The sequence below is a fragment of the Eikenella sp. HMSC071B05 genome, assembly GCF_001811325.1.
Lineage (GTDB): Bacteria > Pseudomonadota > Gammaproteobacteria > Burkholderiales > Neisseriaceae > Eikenella > Eikenella corrodens.
On sequence record NZ_KV804515.1, the window covers coordinates 19601 to 37691 of the forward strand.

Annotated in this window: 20 protein-coding genes; 16 read left to right on the plus strand and 4 right to left on the minus strand. The window is 52.3% G+C overall.

The window, feature by feature from the left end; genetic code table 11:
• Nucleotides 1-119 precede the first annotated feature (119 nt).
• From HMPREF2796_RS00105 to HMPREF2796_RS00115, 3 genes are all read left to right on the plus strand, one after another.
• Nucleotides 120-506 carry a RidA family protein gene (locus tag HMPREF2796_RS00105; RefSeq protein ID WP_023887744.1) on the plus strand — a complete coding sequence of 129 codons (387 nt, stop codon included), beginning with the start codon at nucleotides 120-122 and terminating at the stop codon, nucleotides 504-506.
• Between the two features lie 100 nt (nucleotides 507-606).
• Nucleotides 607-1419, plus strand: a complete 813-nt coding sequence (locus HMPREF2796_RS00110; protein WP_070630152.1) for a symmetrical bis(5'-nucleosyl)-tetraphosphatase — start codon at nucleotides 607-609, stop codon at nucleotides 1417-1419.
• 139 nt (nucleotides 1420-1558) lie between these two features.
• A complete protein-coding gene (locus tag HMPREF2796_RS00115) occupies nucleotides 1559-2119 on the plus strand; it encodes a hypothetical protein (protein WP_050754446.1) in 561 nt (186 codons plus the stop codon).
• 159 nt (nucleotides 2120-2278) lie between these two features.
• Here HMPREF2796_RS00115 and HMPREF2796_RS00120 read toward each other — a convergent pair whose 3' ends face one another.
• Together HMPREF2796_RS00120 and HMPREF2796_RS00125 are read right to left on the minus strand one after the other, a co-directional pair.
• Entirely contained in the window at nucleotides 2279-2608 is a 330-nt protein-coding gene (locus HMPREF2796_RS00120) for a hypothetical protein (RefSeq protein ID WP_070630153.1), read from the minus strand.
• Nucleotides 2609-2628: 20 nt separating this feature from the next.
• Complete coding sequence (locus HMPREF2796_RS00125) at nucleotides 2629-3417, minus strand: inositol monophosphatase family protein (protein WP_070630154.1); 789 nt, start codon at nucleotides 3415-3417, stop codon at nucleotides 2629-2631.
• 67 nt (nucleotides 3418-3484) lie between these two features.
• On the opposite strand from HMPREF2796_RS00125, the gene HMPREF2796_RS00130 reads away from it, so the two are divergent.
• From HMPREF2796_RS00130 to HMPREF2796_RS00180, 11 genes are all read left to right on the plus strand, one after another.
• Complete coding sequence (locus HMPREF2796_RS00130; RefSeq protein WP_070630155.1) at nucleotides 3485-4207, plus strand: 16S rRNA (uracil(1498)-N(3))-methyltransferase; 723 nt, start codon at nucleotides 3485-3487, stop codon at nucleotides 4205-4207.
• Between the two features lie 106 nt (nucleotides 4208-4313).
• The gene (locus tag HMPREF2796_RS00135) at nucleotides 4314-5177 is read left to right on the plus strand and encodes a ParB/RepB/Spo0J family partition protein (protein ID WP_070630156.1); all 864 of its coding nucleotides are present in this window, start codon (nucleotides 4314-4316) and stop codon (nucleotides 5175-5177) included.
• Between the two features lie 175 nt (nucleotides 5178-5352).
• Nucleotides 5353-5706: an ATP synthase subunit I gene (locus HMPREF2796_RS00140; RefSeq protein ID WP_023887751.1), complete on the plus strand. Its 354-nt coding sequence runs from the start codon at nucleotides 5353-5355 to the stop codon at nucleotides 5704-5706.
• The gene (gene atpB / locus HMPREF2796_RS00145; protein WP_070630157.1) at nucleotides 5696-6565 is read left to right on the plus strand and encodes a F0F1 ATP synthase subunit A; all 870 of its coding nucleotides are present in this window, start codon (nucleotides 5696-5698) and stop codon (nucleotides 6563-6565) included. Before HMPREF2796_RS00140 ends, atpB begins: the two co-directional genes overlap by 11 nt.
• A 63-nt stretch (nucleotides 6566-6628) precedes the next feature.
• Nucleotides 6629-6883 (plus strand): F0F1 ATP synthase subunit C, encoded by a 255-nt coding sequence (gene atpE / locus HMPREF2796_RS00150; RefSeq protein WP_003823565.1) that lies wholly within the window; start codon nucleotides 6629-6631, stop codon nucleotides 6881-6883.
• A gap of 54 nt (nucleotides 6884-6937) precedes the next feature.
• Entirely contained in the window at nucleotides 6938-7408 is a 471-nt protein-coding gene (locus HMPREF2796_RS10590) for a F0F1 ATP synthase subunit B (RefSeq protein WP_083308595.1), read from the plus strand.
• A 4-nt stretch (nucleotides 7409-7412) separates the two neighbouring features.
• Nucleotides 7413-7958, plus strand: coding sequence for a F0F1 ATP synthase subunit delta (locus HMPREF2796_RS00160; protein WP_070630159.1), 546 nt, complete (start codon nucleotides 7413-7415; stop codon nucleotides 7956-7958).
• Nucleotides 7959-7967: 9 nt separating this feature from the next.
• A complete protein-coding gene (gene atpA, locus HMPREF2796_RS00165; RefSeq protein ID WP_070630160.1) occupies nucleotides 7968-9515 on the plus strand; it encodes a F0F1 ATP synthase subunit alpha in 1548 nt (515 codons plus the stop codon).
• A gap of 24 nt (nucleotides 9516-9539) precedes the next feature.
• Complete coding sequence (gene atpG / locus HMPREF2796_RS00170; RefSeq protein WP_070630161.1) at nucleotides 9540-10418, plus strand: F0F1 ATP synthase subunit gamma; 879 nt, start codon at nucleotides 9540-9542, stop codon at nucleotides 10416-10418.
• A gap of 40 nt (nucleotides 10419-10458) precedes the next feature.
• Nucleotides 10459-11856 carry a F0F1 ATP synthase subunit beta gene (gene atpD, locus HMPREF2796_RS00175; protein WP_070630162.1) on the plus strand — a complete coding sequence of 466 codons (1398 nt, stop codon included), beginning with the start codon at nucleotides 10459-10461 and terminating at the stop codon, nucleotides 11854-11856.
• Nucleotides 11857-11866: 10 nt separating this feature from the next.
• Entirely contained in the window at nucleotides 11867-12292 is a 426-nt protein-coding gene (locus HMPREF2796_RS00180; protein ID WP_070630163.1) for a F0F1 ATP synthase subunit epsilon, read from the plus strand.
• 249 nt (nucleotides 12293-12541) lie between these two features.
• Here the strand turns inward: HMPREF2796_RS00180 and coaD are convergent, their stop codons facing one another.
• Nucleotides 12542-13057: a pantetheine-phosphate adenylyltransferase gene (gene coaD, locus HMPREF2796_RS00185; protein WP_003823556.1), complete on the minus strand. Its 516-nt coding sequence runs from the start codon at nucleotides 13055-13057 to the stop codon at nucleotides 12542-12544.
• 222 nt (nucleotides 13058-13279) lie between these two features.
• On the opposite strand from coaD, the gene lnt reads away from it, so the two are divergent.
• Entirely contained in the window at nucleotides 13280-14914 is a 1635-nt protein-coding gene (lnt, locus tag HMPREF2796_RS00190; protein WP_070630164.1) for an apolipoprotein N-acyltransferase, read from the plus strand.
• Nucleotides 14915-15105: 191 nt separating this feature from the next.
• Nucleotides 15106-15957, plus strand: coding sequence for an RNA polymerase sigma factor RpoH (rpoH, locus tag HMPREF2796_RS00195; RefSeq protein WP_064085083.1), 852 nt, complete (start codon nucleotides 15106-15108; stop codon nucleotides 15955-15957).
• 751 nt (nucleotides 15958-16708) lie between these two features.
• Here the strand turns inward: rpoH and HMPREF2796_RS00210 are convergent.
• The coding region (locus HMPREF2796_RS00210; protein WP_210385322.1) for an amino acid permease at nucleotides 16709-18091 on the minus strand (1383 nt) is incomplete at its 5' end.

The following is an 18091-nucleotide window of genomic DNA, read 5'->3' on the forward strand; positions in this document are numbered from 1 at the left end:
AGGCTACCTGAAACTTTCAGGTAGCCTTTTGTATGCCTTGCGGCTGCCTGTTTGGTTTACCCTGGGCGTTGGCGATATAATCAAGCTCTTCCCAACAACCGACTCAAAGGAGTTTCATCATGGCCAAAACCATCATCCATACCGACCGCGCCCCCGCCGCCATCGGCGCTTATTCCCAAGCTGTGCGTGCCGGCAATACCATTTATTTGAGCGGCCAGATTCCGCTGGTGCCTGCCACTATGCAGGTGGTGGAAGGCGGCTTTGCCGAACAGACCCGCCAAGTATTTGAAAACCTCAAAGCCGTGATTGAAGCCGCCGGCGGCAGCTTTGCTGATGTGGTGAAACTCAATGCCTACCTCACCGACCTTTCCAACTTCGCCACCTTCAACCAAATCATGGGCGAATACTGCCACGAACCCTTCCCCGCCCGCGCCGCCGTGCAGGTGTCTGCCCTGCCTAAAGGCGTGCTGGTGGAAGTGGAGGGCGTGGTGGTGCTGAACGCCTAAGCATATAATAGAGGCTACCTGAAAACTGTTGCAGCTTGCGTTTTCAGGTAGCCTTTCGCTTTGCCCGATCCACTATAAATAACCCCCTAACACAAACATCATGGCACACTACGCAATCGGTGACCTGCAAGGCTGTTTCGCCGAATTTCAAGAACTGCTCGCCCACATCGGCTTCAACCACGGCCGCGACACCCTTTGGCTGGTGGGCGATATCGTCAACCGCGGCCCCCAATCCCTCGACTGCCTGCGTTACATCAAGCAGCACGAAGGCAGCATCCGCACCGTGCTCGGCAATCACGACCTCCATCTCTTGGCCATCGCCTATGGCCACGGCAAACTCAAGCGCAGCGATACCGTGGGCGACATTCTCGATGCTCCCGACCGCCAAGTGCTGCTCGATTGGCTGCTACATCAGCCCATGATGCTGCAACACGGCAACCACCTGATCGTGCATGCCGGCATTTGGCCGCAATGGGCGGCCGAAACCGCGCAGCAGCGTGCCGCCGAAGTGGCCGCCGCCCTGCAAAGCCGCCCCGATTGGTTTTTTGCCCATATGTATGGCAACAAGCCCGATAGCGACTGCGCCGATAACGAAACCGAACGCCTGCGCTTTGCCACCAATGTGTTCACCCGCATGCGCGCCCTGCACCGCGACGGCCGCATGGATTTCGACTATAAAGCCACCTTGCCCGAAATGCCATCCGACCTCATGCCCTGGTTCCGCGCACCCAACCGGCAAACCCTTGGCTGTCAAACTATATTCGGCCACTGGTCGGCACTCGGCCTGTATCGCGGCGAGCAGGTATGCGGCATCGATACTGGCGCGCTGTGGGGCGGCCAGCTCACCGCACTGGATTTAGACACGCAGCAGATTTTTCAGGTAGCCTCCAAGCAGCCCAAGAAGTTCGGCTAAAGCATTGTTGACACATGATTTAATGTTTATTAACACGAACAGGCGGGCAAGCATGGCGGGCTTTTGTTACAATGCGGCCTGTTCGTGCCTGCCTGAAAGTTTATCGCAGCGCGGTTCCCAACCAATTGAAGGAGTTCCTATGAACAGCAAATTAGTCATCCCCGCCGCCATCGCCGTATTGGCACTGAGCGCCTGCTCCAGCAGCAAAGCCCCTGAGGGCAATCAGCCGCAAACCCAGCAGGGTCAGCAAGCGCAGCAAGGCAACGGTGAAGCTACTGCTGCCATTGGCAAGATTCAGGTAGCCCAAGTGGACAGCATCGACAAAACCGTAGAAGTGCACTACACCTGCCAAGCCGGTAACGGCCAGCAGCAAAAAGTGAGCGCCATGTATGGCATCAAGAGCGATACCTTGGTGGTAACGCAGCTGAAAATCAACGATAAAGTTTCCCCCGGCCTGTGGCGTGTGCTCAACGACAGCAATGGTCAACAGCAAAACAGCTACTACAGCAACGGCGTGATTTGGGTAACCGGCAAAGCCACCCCCGCTACCGTGGCCCGCACCAATGCCATCGGCCTGCTGCAGGCACAGAGTGTGGATGATGCCGGCAACCCGGTAAACCTTACAACTGTGCTGGAAAACTGCCAAGTGAGCCGCCAAGCCACTCCGGCTCATGGCAACCGCCAGCAACGCCGCCGCTAAGCCGGTGTGATGGAAATGGAAAAGCTGCCTTAATGGGCAGCTTTTTTTGTGGGAGAACAGGCTACCTGAAAGGGTATGGATGGTTTCAGGTAGCCTGTGGTTATGGTGAGTTGGCTTCGATTGATGCTCGTCACTCGTCATCTTGTATCGAAAAATAATTTAATCCGCCATAGCTTGTTCAATACAGGTGATTTGGGCGGCGGTGATTTTTAGGAACATGCCGGCATTGAGCATGATCTCGGCGTGTTCTGCGTATTGAGTCAGGGTTAGTTCGGGCACGAAATAGGGAAACAGGCCATCTTCAGGATCGCAGTAATCGAAATACTGATTGGTTTCTAGGATGATGCCCAAGATGCCACTGCAATAGATACGGCCGATGTTTTTGCCTGTGATGGTATCAGTGAAGTGTAAATCGATGTCTTGTCCGCTAGAGGAGAACTCGATTTTATATAGGTTGGAATTACGGAAGAGGGTGTGGGTGTGCAGCATGTTTCAGGTAGCCTTTCTGCTTACTGATTCGCCCGAATCCAAGCCAGCCAGCGCTCAAACAGGTCGGGCTGCAGGCCGGCGATGACGGAGCGTTTGAAAACGTGTTCGCCGCTCCAGAAGTCGTCGCCCTCCAGCGTGGCCAGGCGGCCGCCGGCTTCTTCGTAAATCAGGGCGCCGGCTGCGTAGTCCCACAGTTTTTGGCCGCCGTGCAGGTAGAGGTCGTAGCGGCCGGCAGCGAGGTAGCACCAGTCGAGCGTGCTGGAGCCCATACTGCGCTGTGAACCGAAGGGGTGGAGGGTTTGCATGCGGCTGGCGAGTTTGCCGGAGCGCAGATATTTCACTTCCACGCCGGCAATGGACTCATGCAGTTTTTTCGGTGTGTTACGTAAGGGCAGGGGACGGCCGTTGAGGTGTGCGCCGTGACCGCGTTCGGCAGTGAACATTTCCTGCATCATGGGGTGGAAAATGGCACCCAACTGGGCGCGGCCGTGGCGGATGTAGGCTACGGAGAGCGCGAAGTGCGGCAGGCCGTTGATGAAGTTGTTGGTGCCGTCGATAGGGTCGACCACCCACAGCCCGGTTGCGGCATGCTGCCATATGGCATGCTGCTCATCGGCGCTCATTTCTTCGCCCAGCATTGGGCAGTTGATGATTTGCGGCAGGCGTTCGGCAAATAGGGCTTGGGCGTGCAGGTCGGCTTCGGTGAGGCGGGTGCCGTCGCTTTTGGTGCTGACGGCGGTGTTGAGAAAACGCGGCATCACGGCGGTTTGTGCCACTTCACGAACCAGTTCTGCTAAACGGTTGAGCAAAATCTTTCCTTCCCGATGCTTTTCTGATAGAAACGGGATATTAACCATTTTTCGGGGTAAACAACAGATGCCGCGTTTTTATGTTCCGCAAACTTTTGTTGCCGGCGAGGTGCTGAGGCTACCTGAAAATGTGTGCCGGCATATCCAAGTGCTGCGCTTGCAGGCTGGTGCGCCGCTGGTGTTGTTCGACGGCCGGGGACAGGCGGCGCAGGCGGAATTGCTGGAAATCGGGCGCAAACAGGCGTTGACGCGGGTGGATAAGTTGCTCACGGAATCGCGCGAATCGCCGCTATCAGTTACGCTGATTCAGGCGGTATCGGCTTCGGAAAAGATGGATTTTGCGGTACAAAAGGGCACGGAATTGGGGGTAAAACGCATCGTGCCGGCACTCTCGACGCGCTCGAATGTGCGGCTTTCGGGCGAGCGGGCGGAGAAAAAGGTGCGGCGCTGGCAGGAAATCGCCATCTCGGCCTGTGAGCAATGCGGGCGCAACGAAGTGCCGCCGGTGGCGCCGATTGCCGATTTGCCGCAGGTGCTGGCTGCGCTACCGGCCGATTCGGGGGCGCGGCTGCTGCTGAGCCCGCACGGCGGTGTGCCGCTGCGCAGCCTGCCGCCGGCGCAAAGCGCGGTGTTGCTGATTGGACCGGAAGGCGGGCTGACGGCAGAAGAAGAGGATTTGGCCCGCTCGCACGGCTTTCAAGCAGTACAACTCGGTGCACGGGTGTTGCGCACGGAAACGGCGGCGCTGGCGACATTGGCGGCGATGCAGGCCTTGTGGGGCGATTTTTAGCGGCATGGGCGCTGTGCTAAAATGAGCAAATTGACAGTTTTCAGGTAGCCTTCTTCCTTTACCTTAGAGGCTACCTGAAAAAATGAATGGATTAGGAAACAAATAAATGGCAAAACCGAAAAGCGGCCTCGGCGGCCGGGGCTTGGATTCTTTGTTGGCCGGCGCGGTGGGCGACAGCAGCGGCGACAGGCTGACCAGTGTGCCGGTGCGCGACATCAAGCCGGGGCGCTATCAGCCTCGTTCGCAAATGGACGACGAAGGCCTGCAAGAGCTGGCGGATTCGATTAAGGCGCAGGGCGTGATTCAGCCGGTTATCGTGCGTGAGCACGGCTTATCGCAATACGAGCTGATTGCCGGCGAGCGCCGTTGGCGCGCCAGCCAGCTGGCGGGTTTGGCCGAAATTCCGGTGGTGATTAAAAGCATCGGCGACGAAGCGGCACTGGCGATGGGCTTGATTGAAAATATCCAGCGTGAAAACCTCAATCCGATTGAAGAGGCTCAGGGTTTGAAGCGTTTGGTGGATGAATTCGGCCTCACGCATGAAACCGTGGCCAAGGCAGTAGGGCGCAGCCGAAGTGCGGTGTCGAACAGCCTGCGCCTGTTGGCTTTGCCCGAACCGGTGCAGGAAATGCTGTTTTTACGCCAGTTGGAAATGGGGCACGCGCGGGCCTTGTTGTCGCTGCCGGTGATGGAGCAGCTTTCCTTGGCGCAGAAGGCGGTAAAAAACGGCTGGTCGGTGCGCGAGGTGGAACGGCGCAGCCAGCTGGCGCAACAGGCGCCACAGGAGAAGAAATCGAAAATCGTCAGCCCGGATATACGTTACCTGAACGAGGCGCTTACGGAAAAGCTGGGTGTGCGCGCGGAAGTACAAACTGCCAACCACAAACGGGGTAAGGTGGTGTTGCATTTCGACAGCCCGGAAACTTTTGCAAGGCTGATGCAGCAGTTGGATGTGAAGTTGCCTGATTGAGCAAAGGTTTGTCTGAGGTTTTAGGTGCTTGGAAGTTATGTCTGCATGGTTTTCAGGTAGCCTTTAATGCTTTGTAATATTGATATTGTTTGACAAGAATTAACACTTTTCTTGACTTTGTTGGCGTTTTTGCTTATATTTAAAAAGCTAACATTTAGTGTATGAAGATGGATGTATGGCGGCAACAATTTATCTCCAATTGGTAATCACGGCGATACTTGTTGCTGTTTTTTGGGTGTTTTCCGGTACGGTTGCAGCTAAGTCGGCAGCGCTGGGTTGTTTGTGTTATACCGTACCTACCATCTTAGCGGTACTGGTTTTAAGGTTTTTCCTGAAGTTTCCGAAATGGCGTGGCAGCGCATTCTGGCTGGGAGAAAGTTTAAAAATAGTACTGGCGCTCGTGTTAATGGCGCTGGTGTTCGTTTTTTATCGCCAACACATCGTGTTCGTTCCGTTTATTGTCGGGCTGGGTGCGGTGAGTCATGCGGTGTTATTGATATTTTTGAAGGTTAAGAAGTATGGCCGGTGAAAGCATGAGTGCAGCCGACTACATCAAGCACCATTTGCAAAGCTTGACCAGTTTGTCGGATGTAAGCAAAGGGCAGGGTCTGCAAAATATTGCCGACTTCTCGTTTATAAACTTGGATTCCCTTTTTATTGCGGCTTTTTTGGCGATTCTTGGGTCGCTGGTAATGTGGTATGCCGCTCGCAAGGCGACGCCAGGGGTGCCGGGGCGTTTTCAAGCTGCTATAGAAATCTTGTTCGAGTTTATCGATAATTTGTGCAAGGGTATTATTCATAACGAGCAATCGCGTAAAACAGTGGCGCCGTTGGGTTTGGCGCTGTTTGTTTGGATTGTCCTGATGAATACTATGGACTTATTGCCGGTAGATTTGTTGCCGTGGATTTGGCAGCATGTAACTGGTAATCATCATGCCCTGCTGCGTGTGGTACCAACTGCAGATTTAAATATTACTCTGGGTATGTCGATTGGTGTGCTGCTCACCTGTTTCATGTTTAATGTCAAAATTAAAGGGTTGGGTGGTTGGATTCATGAGCTTTTTGCAGCGCCATTCGGTATTTGGCTGGCTCCATTCAATTTTGTTTTAAATCTGGTGGAATTTTCCTCTAAAACCATTTCTCACGGTATGCGACTGTTCGGTAATATGTATGCTGGTGAGTTGGTGTTCTTGCTGATTGCGATGCTGGGTGGCGCTTGGGCTATGCCGGGTGAAGCCGTTACCTGGATTGACCCAGTGCTGGCATTCTTCCATATTTTGGCTGGGTTTATTTGGGCAGTATTCCATATTTTGGTTATTGTGTTACAAGCGTTTATTTTCGTTGCTTTGGCTTTTGTTTATATCGGTCAAGCACATAGTTCCCATTAGTAGTTTGTTAGTTTGTTGTTTTTTGTAGTAGTTTAACTTTCACTTTTAGATAAGGAGTTTTAAATGGATTTGAATAGTGCATTGGCCATCACTTGCGGCCTGATTGTTGCGTTCGGTGCTGTGGCTGCTGCAGCCAGTATCGCATTCGTGGGCTCAAAGTATCTGGAGGCTTCTGCTCGCCAGCCTGAGCTGATTGAACCGCTGCAAACCAAATTGTTCCTGATTGCCGGTTTGATCGACGCGGCATTCTTGATCGGCGTGGCTGTTGCTTTGCTGTTCGCCTTCGTGAATCCGTTTGCCCCGGCAGTTGCAGGTTAAGATTACACAAACTTTTGACGTTTGTTTTAACCCTAACTGTGAAGGTTGAGTAAAGTGAATATTAATTCAGCTTTAATCATACAAATAATTGTCTTTTGCCTGCTGGTGTGGTTCACCGTGAAATTCGTGTGGCCACCCATTGCTAAGGCTTTAGATGAGCGTGCCAGCAAAATTGCCGAAGGCTTGGCTGCTGCCGAGCGTGGAAAAAGTGATTTCGAGCAGGCTGAAAAGCGTGTGGCTGAACTCATGGCTGAAGGTCGTGATCAAGTTGCCGAAATCATCACTAATGCAGAGAAGCGAGCCTCTCAAATCGTTGAGGATGCCAAAAAGCAGGCCTCTGATGAGGCTGCTCGTGTTGCTGCACAGGCTAAGGCCGATGTGGAGCAGGAAGTTAATCGGGCACGCGAAGCTCTGCGTGAGCAGGTGGCTGCGCTGGTAGTTAAAGGTGCTGAACAGATTCTGTGCAGCGAGATTAATGCCGATAAACATGCCCAATTGCTGGGTATGTTGAAGCAGGAGCTGTAAAACTATGGCTGAACTTGCCACCATTGCCAGGCCGTATGCCAAAGCATTATTTGAATTGGCATCTGAAAAAGGCCAAGTCGAACTTTGGTTGGAGAAGCTGAAAGATTTGGCGTGGGCTGTCGGACAATCTAAGCTTACCACGTTACTGGATGATGCTGGCATCGCTCCTCACCAGAAGGCGGATGCCTTGATTGGATTGCTGGATGATATCCAGACGCTGCAATATACGGATTTCAAAAATTTTCTGTATGTGCTGGCTGAAGGTGGTAGATTGGCAGTTTTGCCAGAAGTCTATAACCAATATCAAGTATTGGTGCTGGCAAAAGACCATATACAGAAGGCTATAATTTACAGTGCCTTCCCGATGAGTGAAGGACAGTTCGCCAAGGTGGTAAGTGATTGCCAGCAGAAATTTGGCCACAAGCTGGAGGCTACCTTAAAGGTGGTGCCCGAGCTGATTGGTGGTATCAAAATTGAAGTTGGAGATAAAGTTTTGGACTTGTCCGTGCGGGGGAAGTTGAAAAACCTGTATACGGCCATGATAAATTAGGAGAGTTTCATGCAGCTTAATCCTGCTGAAATCAGTGAGTTGTTAAAATCTAAAATTGAAAACCTGAATGTAAAACAGGAAGCCAACACCTATGGGGGTGTGATTTCTGTGACCGACGGTATCGTGCGTGTACACGGATTGTCGGATGTAATGCAGGGTGAGATGTTAGAGTTCCCCGGCAACACGTTCGGCTTGGCCATGAACTTGGAGCGTGACTCGGTTGGTGCGATTGTATTGGGCGAGTACGAGCACATTAAAGAAGGCGATCAAGTTAAATGTACCGGCCGTATTTTGGAAGTGCCGGTTGGTCGTGAGCTAGTTGGCCGTGTCGTGAATGCCCTGGGTCAACCGATTGATGGCAAAGGCTCTATTAACGCTAAAGAAACTGCGCCAATTGAGAAAATCGCTCCAGGTGTCATTGCACGCCAATCTGTAGATCAGCCGATGCAAACTGGCTTGAAATCAGTGGATTCTATGGTACCGATTGGTCGTGGCCAGCGTGAATTGATTATTGGCGACCGTCAAACTGGTAAGACAGCTGTTGCATTGGATGCGATTGTCAACCAAAAAGGTACTGGTGTTATCTGTATTTATGTGGCAATTGGCCAAAAAGCCTCTTCTATTGCCAACGTAGTACGCAAACTGGAAGAGCATGGCGCGATGGAGCATACCATCGTGGTGGCGGCAACTGCTTCTGAAGCAGCGGCTCTGCAATTCATCGCTCCGTATTCTGGTTGCACGATGGGCGAGTATTTCCGCGATCGTGGTGAAGATGCGTTGATTGTATATGATGACTTGTCCAAACAAGCCGTTGCCTATCGTCAGATTTCTTTGCTGCTGCGCCGCCCGCCTGGTCGCGAAGCTTATCCAGGTGACGTCTTCTATCTACACAGTCGTCTGTTGGAGCGAGCTGCACGCATCAATGCGGATGAGGTGGAAAAACGTACGAATGGTGAAGTAAAAGGTAAAACGGGGTCATTGACCGCGTTGCCGATTATCGAAACCCAAGCTGGTGACGTGTCTGCTTTCGTGCCGACTAACGTAATTTCTATTACTGACGGCCAGATTTTCTTGGAAACCGATTTGTTCAACTCAGGCATCCGTCCGGCCATTAATGCAGGTATTTCTGTATCACGTGTGGGTGGTTCCGCTCAAACCAAGGTTATCAAGAAACTGGGTGGTGGTATCCGTCTGGCTTTGGCTCAATATCGCGAATTGGCAGCATTCTCTCAATTTGCTTCTGATTTGGACGAGGCTACCCGCAAGCAGTTGCAACATGGTGAAGTGGTTACTGAATTGATGAAGCAAAAACAATTCAGCACCATGAGTATTGCTGAAATGGCTTTGACCTTGTGGGCAATTAACAAAGGCTCTTACGAAGATGTGCCGGTATCTAAGGCATTAGCGTTTGAGGCTGATTTCTTGGGCTATGTGCGCACGCAGCACGCCGATGTGCTGGATCAAATCAATCAGCAGGGCGTGATGAGTGATGAAAACGAGCAAGTTTTGACCGAAGCTATCAACACATTTAAAGCCTCCCGCAACTACTCGGCTTAAACCGCAGAAAAGGAAAAGTCTGAAATGGCAGTAGGGAAAGAAATCCTCACAAAAATCCGCAGTGTACAGAATACACAGAAGATTACCAAAGCCATGCAGATGGTATCGACTTCCAAAATGCGGAAAACGCAGGACAGAATGCGTTTGGCGCGGCCTTATGCTGAGAAAGTGCGCATAGTGATGAGCCACTTGGCGCAGGTAGAAACTGAGCATAAGCAGTTACCAATCTTGGAAAGCCGAGAAAACATTCGGCGTGCCGGTTTCATCCTGATCACTACTGACAAGGGCTTGTGTGGCGGGTTGAATGCTAATTTGCTGAAGAAGTTTTTGGCGCAAGTGCAAGAGTATCAGCAGCAGGGCGTGGAAGTGGAGGTTATCTGCTTCGGTAGTAAAGGCCTAGCTGCCTGTAATCGTGCAGGCCTCAATGTGGTGGCCAGTGCGGTGAATCTGGGTGACACTCCGAAGATGGAAGTGCTGCTTGGTTCGCTGACTGAAGTGTTTCAGCGTTATGCTGATGGTGGCTTGGATATTGTGCACCTGGTGTACTCTAGATTTATCAATACCATGCGCCAAGAGCCAAATTTGGAGACCTTGCTGCCCATCGGTCACAATGTGCTGAACGAAATATCGGAAGCAGAAGGATACGGCCGAGAATATGTTTATGAGCCGTCACCAATTTTGGTGTTGGAATATTTGGTACGCCGCTATTTGGAATCGGTGGTGTATCAGGCTTTGTGTGAAAACATGGCTTCCGAGCAGTCTGCCCGTATGGTGGCAATGAAGGCCGCTACGGACAATGCAAGCAACGCAATTAAGGAATTACGCCTGATTTACAACAAATCCCGTCAGGCAGCGATTACTACTGAATTGTCGGAAATTGTAGCCGGTGCCGCTGCAGTATAGGTGGGCAGAGCAGGCAGATTTGAATATTTAGGATAGATAAATGAACCAAGGCAAAATCGTACAAATTATTGGTGCGGTAGTCGACGTGGAGTTTCCGCGTACCGCCATTCCGCGTGTTTACGATGCACTCAAACTGGTTGATACTGATTTGACGCTGGAAGTACAGCAGCAGCTTGGTGACGGCGTTGTCCGTACCATTGCGATGGGTAGTACAGACGGTTTGAAACGTGGCTTGGCTGTGCAAAATACTGGTGCACCGATTACTGTGCCAGTGGGGAAAGCCACCCTAGGCCGCATCATGGACGTTCTGGGCAACCCCGTGGACGAACAAGGTCCGATCGGTTCTGGCCAAACCCGTGCTATTCATCAATTTGCACCTAAGTTCGACGAACTCTCCAGCACTACTGAATTGTTGGAAACAGGCATTAAAGTGATCGATTTGCTTTGTCCGTTTGCTAAAGGTGGTAAAGTGGGTCTGTTTGGCGGTGCCGGTGTGGGCAAAACCGTGAACATGATGGAGCTGATTAACAACATTGCCAAAGCGCACAGTGGTCTTTCCGTATTCGCTGGCGTGGGTGAGCGTACTCGTGAAGGTAACGACTTCTACCACGAAATGAAAGACTCCAACGTGTTGGATAAAGTGGCAATGGTGTATGGCCAGATGAACGAGCCTCCTGGTAACCGCTTGCGTGTTGCTCTAACTGGTTTGTCGATGGCTGAATACTTCCGTGACGAAAAAGACGAAAACGGCAAAGGCCGTGACGTATTGTTCTTTGTGGATAATATCTACCGCTATACTCTGGCCGGTACCGAAGTGTCGGCTCTGCTTGGCCGTATGCCTTCTGCTGTGGGTTATCAGCCAACTTTGGCTGAAGAAATGGGTCGTTTGCAGGAGCGTATTACCTCCACCCAAACCGGCTCCATCACTTCTATCCAAGCTGTATATGTACCGGCTGACGACTTGACCGACCCGTCCCCTGCCACTACGTTTGCCCACTTGGATGCGACTGTAGTATTGAGCCGCGATATTGCCTCCTTGGGTATTTACCCTGCGGTAGACCCTTTGGACTCCACTTCTCGCCAGCTCGATCCGATGGTGCTTGGCCAAGAGCACTACGATGTGGCTCGTGGCGTGCAATCTACCTTGCAGAAATACAAAGAATTGCGCGATATTATCGCCATTTTGGGTATGGACGAGTTGTCTGATGAAGACAAGATGACGGTGATGCGTGCCCGTAAGATCCAGCGCTTCCTGTCTCAGCCTTTCCATGTGGCAGAAGTGTTTACCGGCTCGCCCGGCAAATACGTTTCGCTGCGCGATACCGTAGCTGGTTTCAAAGCTATTTTGAGCGGCGAATACGACCACTTGCCGGAGCAGGCCTTCTATATGGTGGGCAGCATCGAAGAGGCTGTGGAAAAAGCCAAAACCCTGAACTGAGGAATGCAGCATGAATATCATGCAGGTTGATGTGGTCAGCAATGAGGAGAGTATCTACTCCGGCGAAGCCAGCTTCGCCGTGGTGCCGACCCTAAACGGCGAGCTCGGTATTTACCCTCGTCACGAGCCGATTATGAGCTTGGTGCGCCCTGGGGTGCTGCGTTTGCAGGTGCCGGAGCAGGAAGAAGAGGTTTTGGTGGCTATTTCCGGTGGTATTCTGGAAGTGCAGCCGCACAAAATCATGATTTTAGCTGACGTGGCTGTGCGCAGTGCCGAGCTGGATCAGGCGCGGGCAGAGGAAGCTAGAAAAGCTGCCGAAGCCGGTGTGAAACAGGCCAAAGATGATGAGTCAATGGCTAAAGCACAGGCAGCATTGGCGATTGCACTGGCTGAATTGAAGGCTCTTAATTACCTGCGCATTAAACACAAGCGTTAAACCAATCTGTTCGACGGGCGAAAATAAAGCACGATCACATCGTGCTTTATTTTTCTTGTTAGTGATGGCAAGCCAAATTGATTTTCGATACAAGGTGGCAGGAGCACTGCCAGATGAACCAACACTGTAGTGAGTGTTAAGTTGGTTTGCTATAAGGCTACCTGAAAAAGTTGAGGCCAAGGGAATATACCTACTCCGCCAGCAATATCGTTTTCAGGTAGCCTGCCTTGAGGGGCGGATGGTGGGCAATCAATCTTCAGCCAAACAGCCGTGGTCAGCCAGTATTTTACGGTACACAGCATCGGGGACATAGCGGCGGATGGTTTTCTGCCAGTTTTGCGGGCCGACCATGCCTTTGACCATGGTGGAAGATACTTCGGCAAATTCGCGCGGCGGCATCAGGATAACGGTGGTGATGGCTGGTTGCAGGTCGGCATTGATGTAGCGCATGGCACGTTCGTATTCATAGTCTGAGCCGCTGCGGATGCCACGCACCACGAAATCGGCTTGGATGCTATCGGCAAAATCAACCAGAAAACGGTTGTGGAACTGAGTAACGCGCACATTGGGGAATTCGGCGGTGATGTCCACCAACATAGCTTTGCGCTCTTCCAGTGTGTAGGTGGCCTGCTTGTCGGGATTGGTGCCGATGGCCACGATAAGTTCGTCAAACATGGCCTGCGCGTGGCGGATCATCCATAGGTGGCCGTTGGTGGGGGGGTCGAAACTGCCGGCGTAAACGGCGCGGCGGTGGTGTGGTTTCATGGTTGGTTCTGCATACGACAAATTAAAAACGGGCGAAGCCTACCCCGCTTGCTGCGGCAGTGCAAGTTTATTTTGGTAGGTTGTGCAGGTTGAGGCTGTTACTCGGTATCTTCAGCCATTGCGTTTTCAGGTAGCCTCCAGCCAGAAAAGGCTACCTGAAAACACCATGCAGCGATAATTTGGCTATATAATGCCGCTTCTTTATCAAGGCTACCTGAAAACATGAATTGGGTTGCGAAATTTGAGGATTGGTGTAGTCGGCGCTATGTGTATTGGCCGCTGGTAATGCTGCTGGCAGCCGCCACGCCGCTGGCGTTTGCGCCGTATTACCATTTTTGGCTGATGCCGTTGCTGTTAGGTGCCCTGATTCGGCTCACCGAGCTACGGCCGCAAAACAGCGTGTTTGGCGCCTACTGTTTCGGGTTGGTGGGCTACGCTGCACAGTTCTATTGGATACACACCGCGCTGCACGACATATCCGGCCTGCCCAATCTGTATGCCTTACCGCTCACCATTCTGTTGCCCGTTTATCTTGCTCTTTATCCTGCCGCCTGCTTTTGGTTGCTGGAAAAAGCGCGCCTACCCCGTGGTTGGCGTATCGGCCTTTTGCTGCCCGTGTTGTGGGCGCTGGCCGAATTTGCCCGCGAGCGGGCGATTACCGGCTTCGGTTGGGGTGCGTTGGGTTACAGCCAGGTGGCCGACTTTTCTCCGCTGGCCGGCTATGCTCCCGTGGGTGGGGTGCATTTGCTCACCCTGCTGTGTGCCTTTTGCGGTGCATGGCTGGTGCTGGTGCTGCACAACCAAGGCTGGAAGCGGCGGGTATTGCCGCTTATGCTGCTTATTAGTGTCATCGCCGGCGGCTGGCAGCTGCGCCAAGTGCGTTTCACCGAGCCTGATGGCAGCAGTGCTACCGTGGCGTTGGTGCAAGGCAATATAGCGCAAACTCTAAAATGGGATACCGCCTATCTGAATGAGACCATGCAAAGCTACTATGAACAAGTAGCCAACAGCCATGCCGATATCACCATTTTGCCCGAAACCTCCATTCCCGTGATGCGGCAGGATTTGCAGGAATACAATCCCGGCGTCCTCGACCAATTTGCCTACGAAGCCCAGCGCAACGGCAGTGCGCTCGCCATGGGTATTGCCCAATACAACCAGCAGCGCACAGGCTACCTGAATGCCGTGATTAACTTGAGCAATTACCACCCCGACCGCCCAGACGATATCCCGTTCTACGCCAAAAACCACCTCGTGCCCTTTGGCGAATACAAACCCCTGCCCGCTATTACCGAGCCGCTGTACCGCATGATGAACATGCCCTTGGCTGGTTTTGACCGTGGCGGCAGTGCCCAAGCCCCGCTGCTTTTGGCCAACCAGCGCGTGGCGTTTAACGTGTGCTACGAAGACGGCTTTGGCGACGAACTAATTGCTCCTGCCAAACAAGCCAGCCTCCTGGCCAACGTGAGCAATTTGGGCTGGTTTGTCCGCTCCAACGCCATCCACCAGCATTTGCAAATATCGCAAACCCGCGCCCTCGAGCTCGGCCGCTACATGGTACGTGCCACCAACACTGGTGCCACTGCCATCATCAACCCGCAAGGCCAAGTGGTGAAACTCGCTCCGCCCGACACCCGCACCGTGCTCGAAGGTAGTATTGAAGGCTATCGCGGCGAAACCCCGTATATGAAAATGGGCGGCTCGCTGCCATTGGTGTGCGGTTTGTTGTGTTTGGCCGTATTGCTGATGCTGGCCGGCTATCTGCCTCGGCGCAAACCTGTTTCCGATGCAATAGAGGAAAGGCTACCTGAAAACAGAAGCGAGCCAAGTGCCGAGCCGAAAGATGAGGGCAAATAAATACGGTTGCCCGAAGTTGTTGCTGGTTATTGCAATATAGAAAATAAATTAGAATTTAAAAAATACAAAATTTAACCTATTGTAAACCAAAATCACACAATATAGGTGTTTAATCACCCCTGTAACTAAAGAGGCAGAAAAGATAAATGCCGCCGAAGGCGGTGGAAAATACCAAAAGGAATCAAAGAACAATGAATAACGCATTTGCATTGCCCATCCCCAGCGGCCACGGCAGCTTGGAGCAATACATTCACACGGTAAACAGCATTCCGCTGCTCACCGCAGAGGAAGAACACAGCTTGGCCGTACGCCAACTGCAAGGCGACCTGGAAGCCGCCAAGAAACTGATTTTGTCGCATCTGCGCGTAGTGGTATCCATCGCGCGCGGCTACGATGGCTACGGACTCAACCAAGCCGACCTGATTCAAGAAGGCAACATTGGCCTGATGAAAGCCGTAAAACGCTACGAACCCAACCGCGGTGCCCGCCTGTTTTCCTTTGCCGTACATTGGATTAAGGCTGAAATCCACGAATTTATCCTGCGCAACTGGCGCATGGTGCGCGTGGCCACCACCAAGCCGCAGCGCAAACTTTTCTTCAACCTGCGCAGCATGCGTAAAAGCATGAACGCCCTTTCGCCCGAAGAAGCGCAAACCATCGCCGACGATTTGGGCGTGAAAATGGACGAAGTGCTGGAAATGGAACAGCGCATGACCGGCAAAGACATTGCTTTGCTGCCGGACAACAGCGATAGCGAGGAAGACAGCTACGCTCCCATCGACTGGTTGGCCGACACCCGCAGCGAGCCCACCCAGCAAATCGCCCAAAAAGCCCGCTACGCCATGCAGACCGAAGGCCTGCAAAACGCGCTTGCCCAGCTGGATGACCGCAGCCGCCGCATCGTGGAAAGCCGCTGGTTGCAAGACGACGGCGGCCTCACCCTGCACGAACTGGCTGCCGAATACGGCGTTTCCGCTGAGCGTATCCGACAGATTGAAGCCAAAGCCATTCAAAAACTGCGCGGCTTTATGAGTGAAGAGTAAGCTGCTTGTATAGACGAATGAAGGCTGCCCGAAAGGGTAGCTTTTTTATTGGATAGTGTTTGGGCTTTGCATGGATTATGGTTGAGTCCGCATTGTATATTTGGCCAGCCCTGCCTTGTTACGCTTCAACGTCGTTGCCGCTTGGATTTCAGGTAGCCGGTGTATGGTATGTCGCTTGCTTGCAGATGGGGATAGAGGCTACCTGAAAAATTAGAGGTGCTGATTTGTGGGCTGTGCAGTGATCGTGTGAATTTCATTTTAAGGAGGCATAATGAAGAGGGTAGTTTGTATGGTGGCGTTATTGGCAGTAAATGGTTTTGCTTGGGCGGATGGATGGATAAGTGGGGAGGTTTCCACAGTAAGCGGAAACTCGGGCGTGGTTATGTTGCAGCAACAGGCTGAGCGAAGCGATATGAATGCCCAATTTACTTTGGGTGTGGCTTATGAGCATGGGTTGGGTGTGGAGCGGAATGCTGCGTTGGCGCGGAAGGGAGGGTGTGTTACCTAATCGTGCGGTGGCTATTGGATGGTTTGAAAAAGCTATGGCCCAAGGAGATGATGAAGCAAGGCGGATTTTGCAAGATATTCGTGGAGGTGGGGAGTGAAAGATGTAGCCGAGGCAAGCTGTTAGAGTTAGAGCAACTATTTCTTTCTGCTATCTTGGCTTGCCTTGCCGTGTTACTTGCTGATGAAATGTCAAAGGCTACCTGAAAAATATTTTCAGGTAGCCTTCCGTATCTAAGCAGACAAACTATTCGTCTTCATCATCCTCGTCTTCTTCATCCCCCAAATCCACTTCTTCCAGCGGAATTAGGTGAGTGCGATAACGCAGCTTGTGGTAGAGGTAGAAACCGAAGAATACGGGCAGGCCCATATAGGTCACCACAATTCGTTCCCAGTCCACGTCGCCATGCATTACCAGCTGTGTATCCTGCCCCAGAATCACCAACACGCACAACACCAGCGCAACCAGCGGGCCGAAGGGGAACCATTTGGCACGGTAATCCAAGTCTTTCAAATCGAAGCCCTGGGCGATATAGGCACGGCGGAAGCGGTAGTGGCTGATGGCGATACCCAGCCAAGAGATGAAGCCGGTTAAGCTTGAAGCGGCCAGAATATATTCATAAGCGTGGTCGTTGAAAATCTCGATTAAAAACAGCAACAGCACCACCACTGCCGTGGCCAGCACCGAACGTACCGGTACGCCGAAGCGGTTTACCTTGCGGAAGCTCTTATAAGCCATGCCGCTTTTGCCCATGGCATACAGCATACGTACCGAAGCATACATACCCGAATTGCCGGCGGAGAGAATGGAAGTGAGGATGACCGCATTCATCACCGCTGCCGCCATGGCTAGGCCGGCGCGCTCAAACACCAACGTAAACGGCGATTTGGCAATCTCAGACACGTTTTCCGCCCCCAGCAATTCCGGGCTGGTATAGGGAATCAGCAGGCCGATCACAAAAATCGACAAAATATAGAAAATCAGGATGCGCCAAAATACCTGTTTCACGGCTTTCGGGATACTCTCTTTCGGGTTTTCCGATTCGCCGGCGGTGATGCCGATGAGTTCTGTGCCTTGGAAAGAGAAACCGGCAATCAAGAACACGCCCAACATGGTTAAGAAGCTACCTGAAAAACCATCGCCCAAAAACGGCGCTTCGCCCACGGTAAAGTTGGTCATCCCCACATAGTCGCCACCAAGAATACCGAAAATCGTCAGCATGCCCACCCCGAGGAAGACGACAACCGTAACCACCTTAACCAGCGAAAACCAATATTCCGATTCGCCGAAAGCTTCTACTGATAATAAATTCAGCAGCACAATCAACCCGAAAAACAGCAGGCTCCAGCCCCAAGGCGGCATAAAGCGCATCGGCTCCCAATACGTAATTACCAAGGCTGAAATAGAAATGTCTACTGCTACGGTGATGACCCAGCTAAACCAATAATTCCAGCCCAAGGCATAACCCAACGAGGGATCGACAAACTTGGCGGCATAAGTGGAAAACGAGCCGGATACCGGCAGATGGGTAGCCATTTCGCCCAAGGAAGTCATCAGGAAATACACCATCAAACCGATGGCGGCATAAGCCACCAAGGCGCCGCCCGGGCCCGCCATATGGATGGCGCT

Bases quoted from the DNA above. Each gene is read 5' to 3' on its own strand.
- HMPREF2796_RS00160 (WP_070630159.1), top strand. From the start codon at position 7,413: ATGGCTGAACTTGCCACCATTGCCAGGCCGTATGCCAAAGCATTATTT.
- lnt (WP_070630164.1), top strand. From the start codon at position 13,280: ATGAATTGGGTTGCGAAATTTGAGGATTGGTGTAGTCGGCGCTATGTG.
- HMPREF2796_RS00130 (WP_070630155.1), top strand. From the start codon at position 3,485: ATGCCGCGTTTTTATGTTCCGCAAACTTTTGTTGCCGGCGAGGTGCTG.
- HMPREF2796_RS00180 (WP_070630163.1), top strand. From the start codon at position 11,867: ATGAATATCATGCAGGTTGATGTGGTCAGCAATGAGGAGAGTATCTAC.
- HMPREF2796_RS00105 (WP_023887744.1), top strand. From the start codon at position 120: ATGGCCAAAACCATCATCCATACCGACCGCGCCCCCGCCGCCATCGGC.
- HMPREF2796_RS00140 (WP_023887751.1), top strand. From the start codon at position 5,353: ATGGCGGCAACAATTTATCTCCAATTGGTAATCACGGCGATACTTGTT.
- atpE (WP_003823565.1), top strand. From the start codon at position 6,629: ATGGATTTGAATAGTGCATTGGCCATCACTTGCGGCCTGATTGTTGCG.
- atpA (WP_070630160.1), top strand. From the start codon at position 7,968: ATGCAGCTTAATCCTGCTGAAATCAGTGAGTTGTTAAAATCTAAAATT.
- HMPREF2796_RS00120 (WP_070630153.1), bottom strand. From the start codon at position 2,608: ATGCTGCACACCCACACCCTCTTCCGTAATTCCAACCTATATAAAATC.
- coaD (WP_003823556.1), bottom strand. From the start codon at position 13,057: ATGAAACCACACCACCGCCGCGCCGTTTACGCCGGCAGTTTCGACCCC.
- atpD (WP_070630162.1), top strand. From the start codon at position 10,459: ATGAACCAAGGCAAAATCGTACAAATTATTGGTGCGGTAGTCGACGTG.
- atpG (WP_070630161.1), top strand. From the start codon at position 9,540: ATGGCAGTAGGGAAAGAAATCCTCACAAAAATCCGCAGTGTACAGAAT.
- HMPREF2796_RS00135 (WP_070630156.1), top strand. From the start codon at position 4,314: ATGGCAAAACCGAAAAGCGGCCTCGGCGGCCGGGGCTTGGATTCTTTG.
- HMPREF2796_RS00110 (WP_070630152.1), top strand. From the start codon at position 607: ATGGCACACTACGCAATCGGTGACCTGCAAGGCTGTTTCGCCGAATTT.
- atpB (WP_070630157.1), top strand. From the start codon at position 5,696: ATGGCCGGTGAAAGCATGAGTGCAGCCGACTACATCAAGCACCATTTG.
- HMPREF2796_RS00115 (WP_050754446.1), top strand. From the start codon at position 1,559: ATGAACAGCAAATTAGTCATCCCCGCCGCCATCGCCGTATTGGCACTG.
- rpoH (WP_064085083.1), top strand. From the start codon at position 15,106: ATGAATAACGCATTTGCATTGCCCATCCCCAGCGGCCACGGCAGCTTG.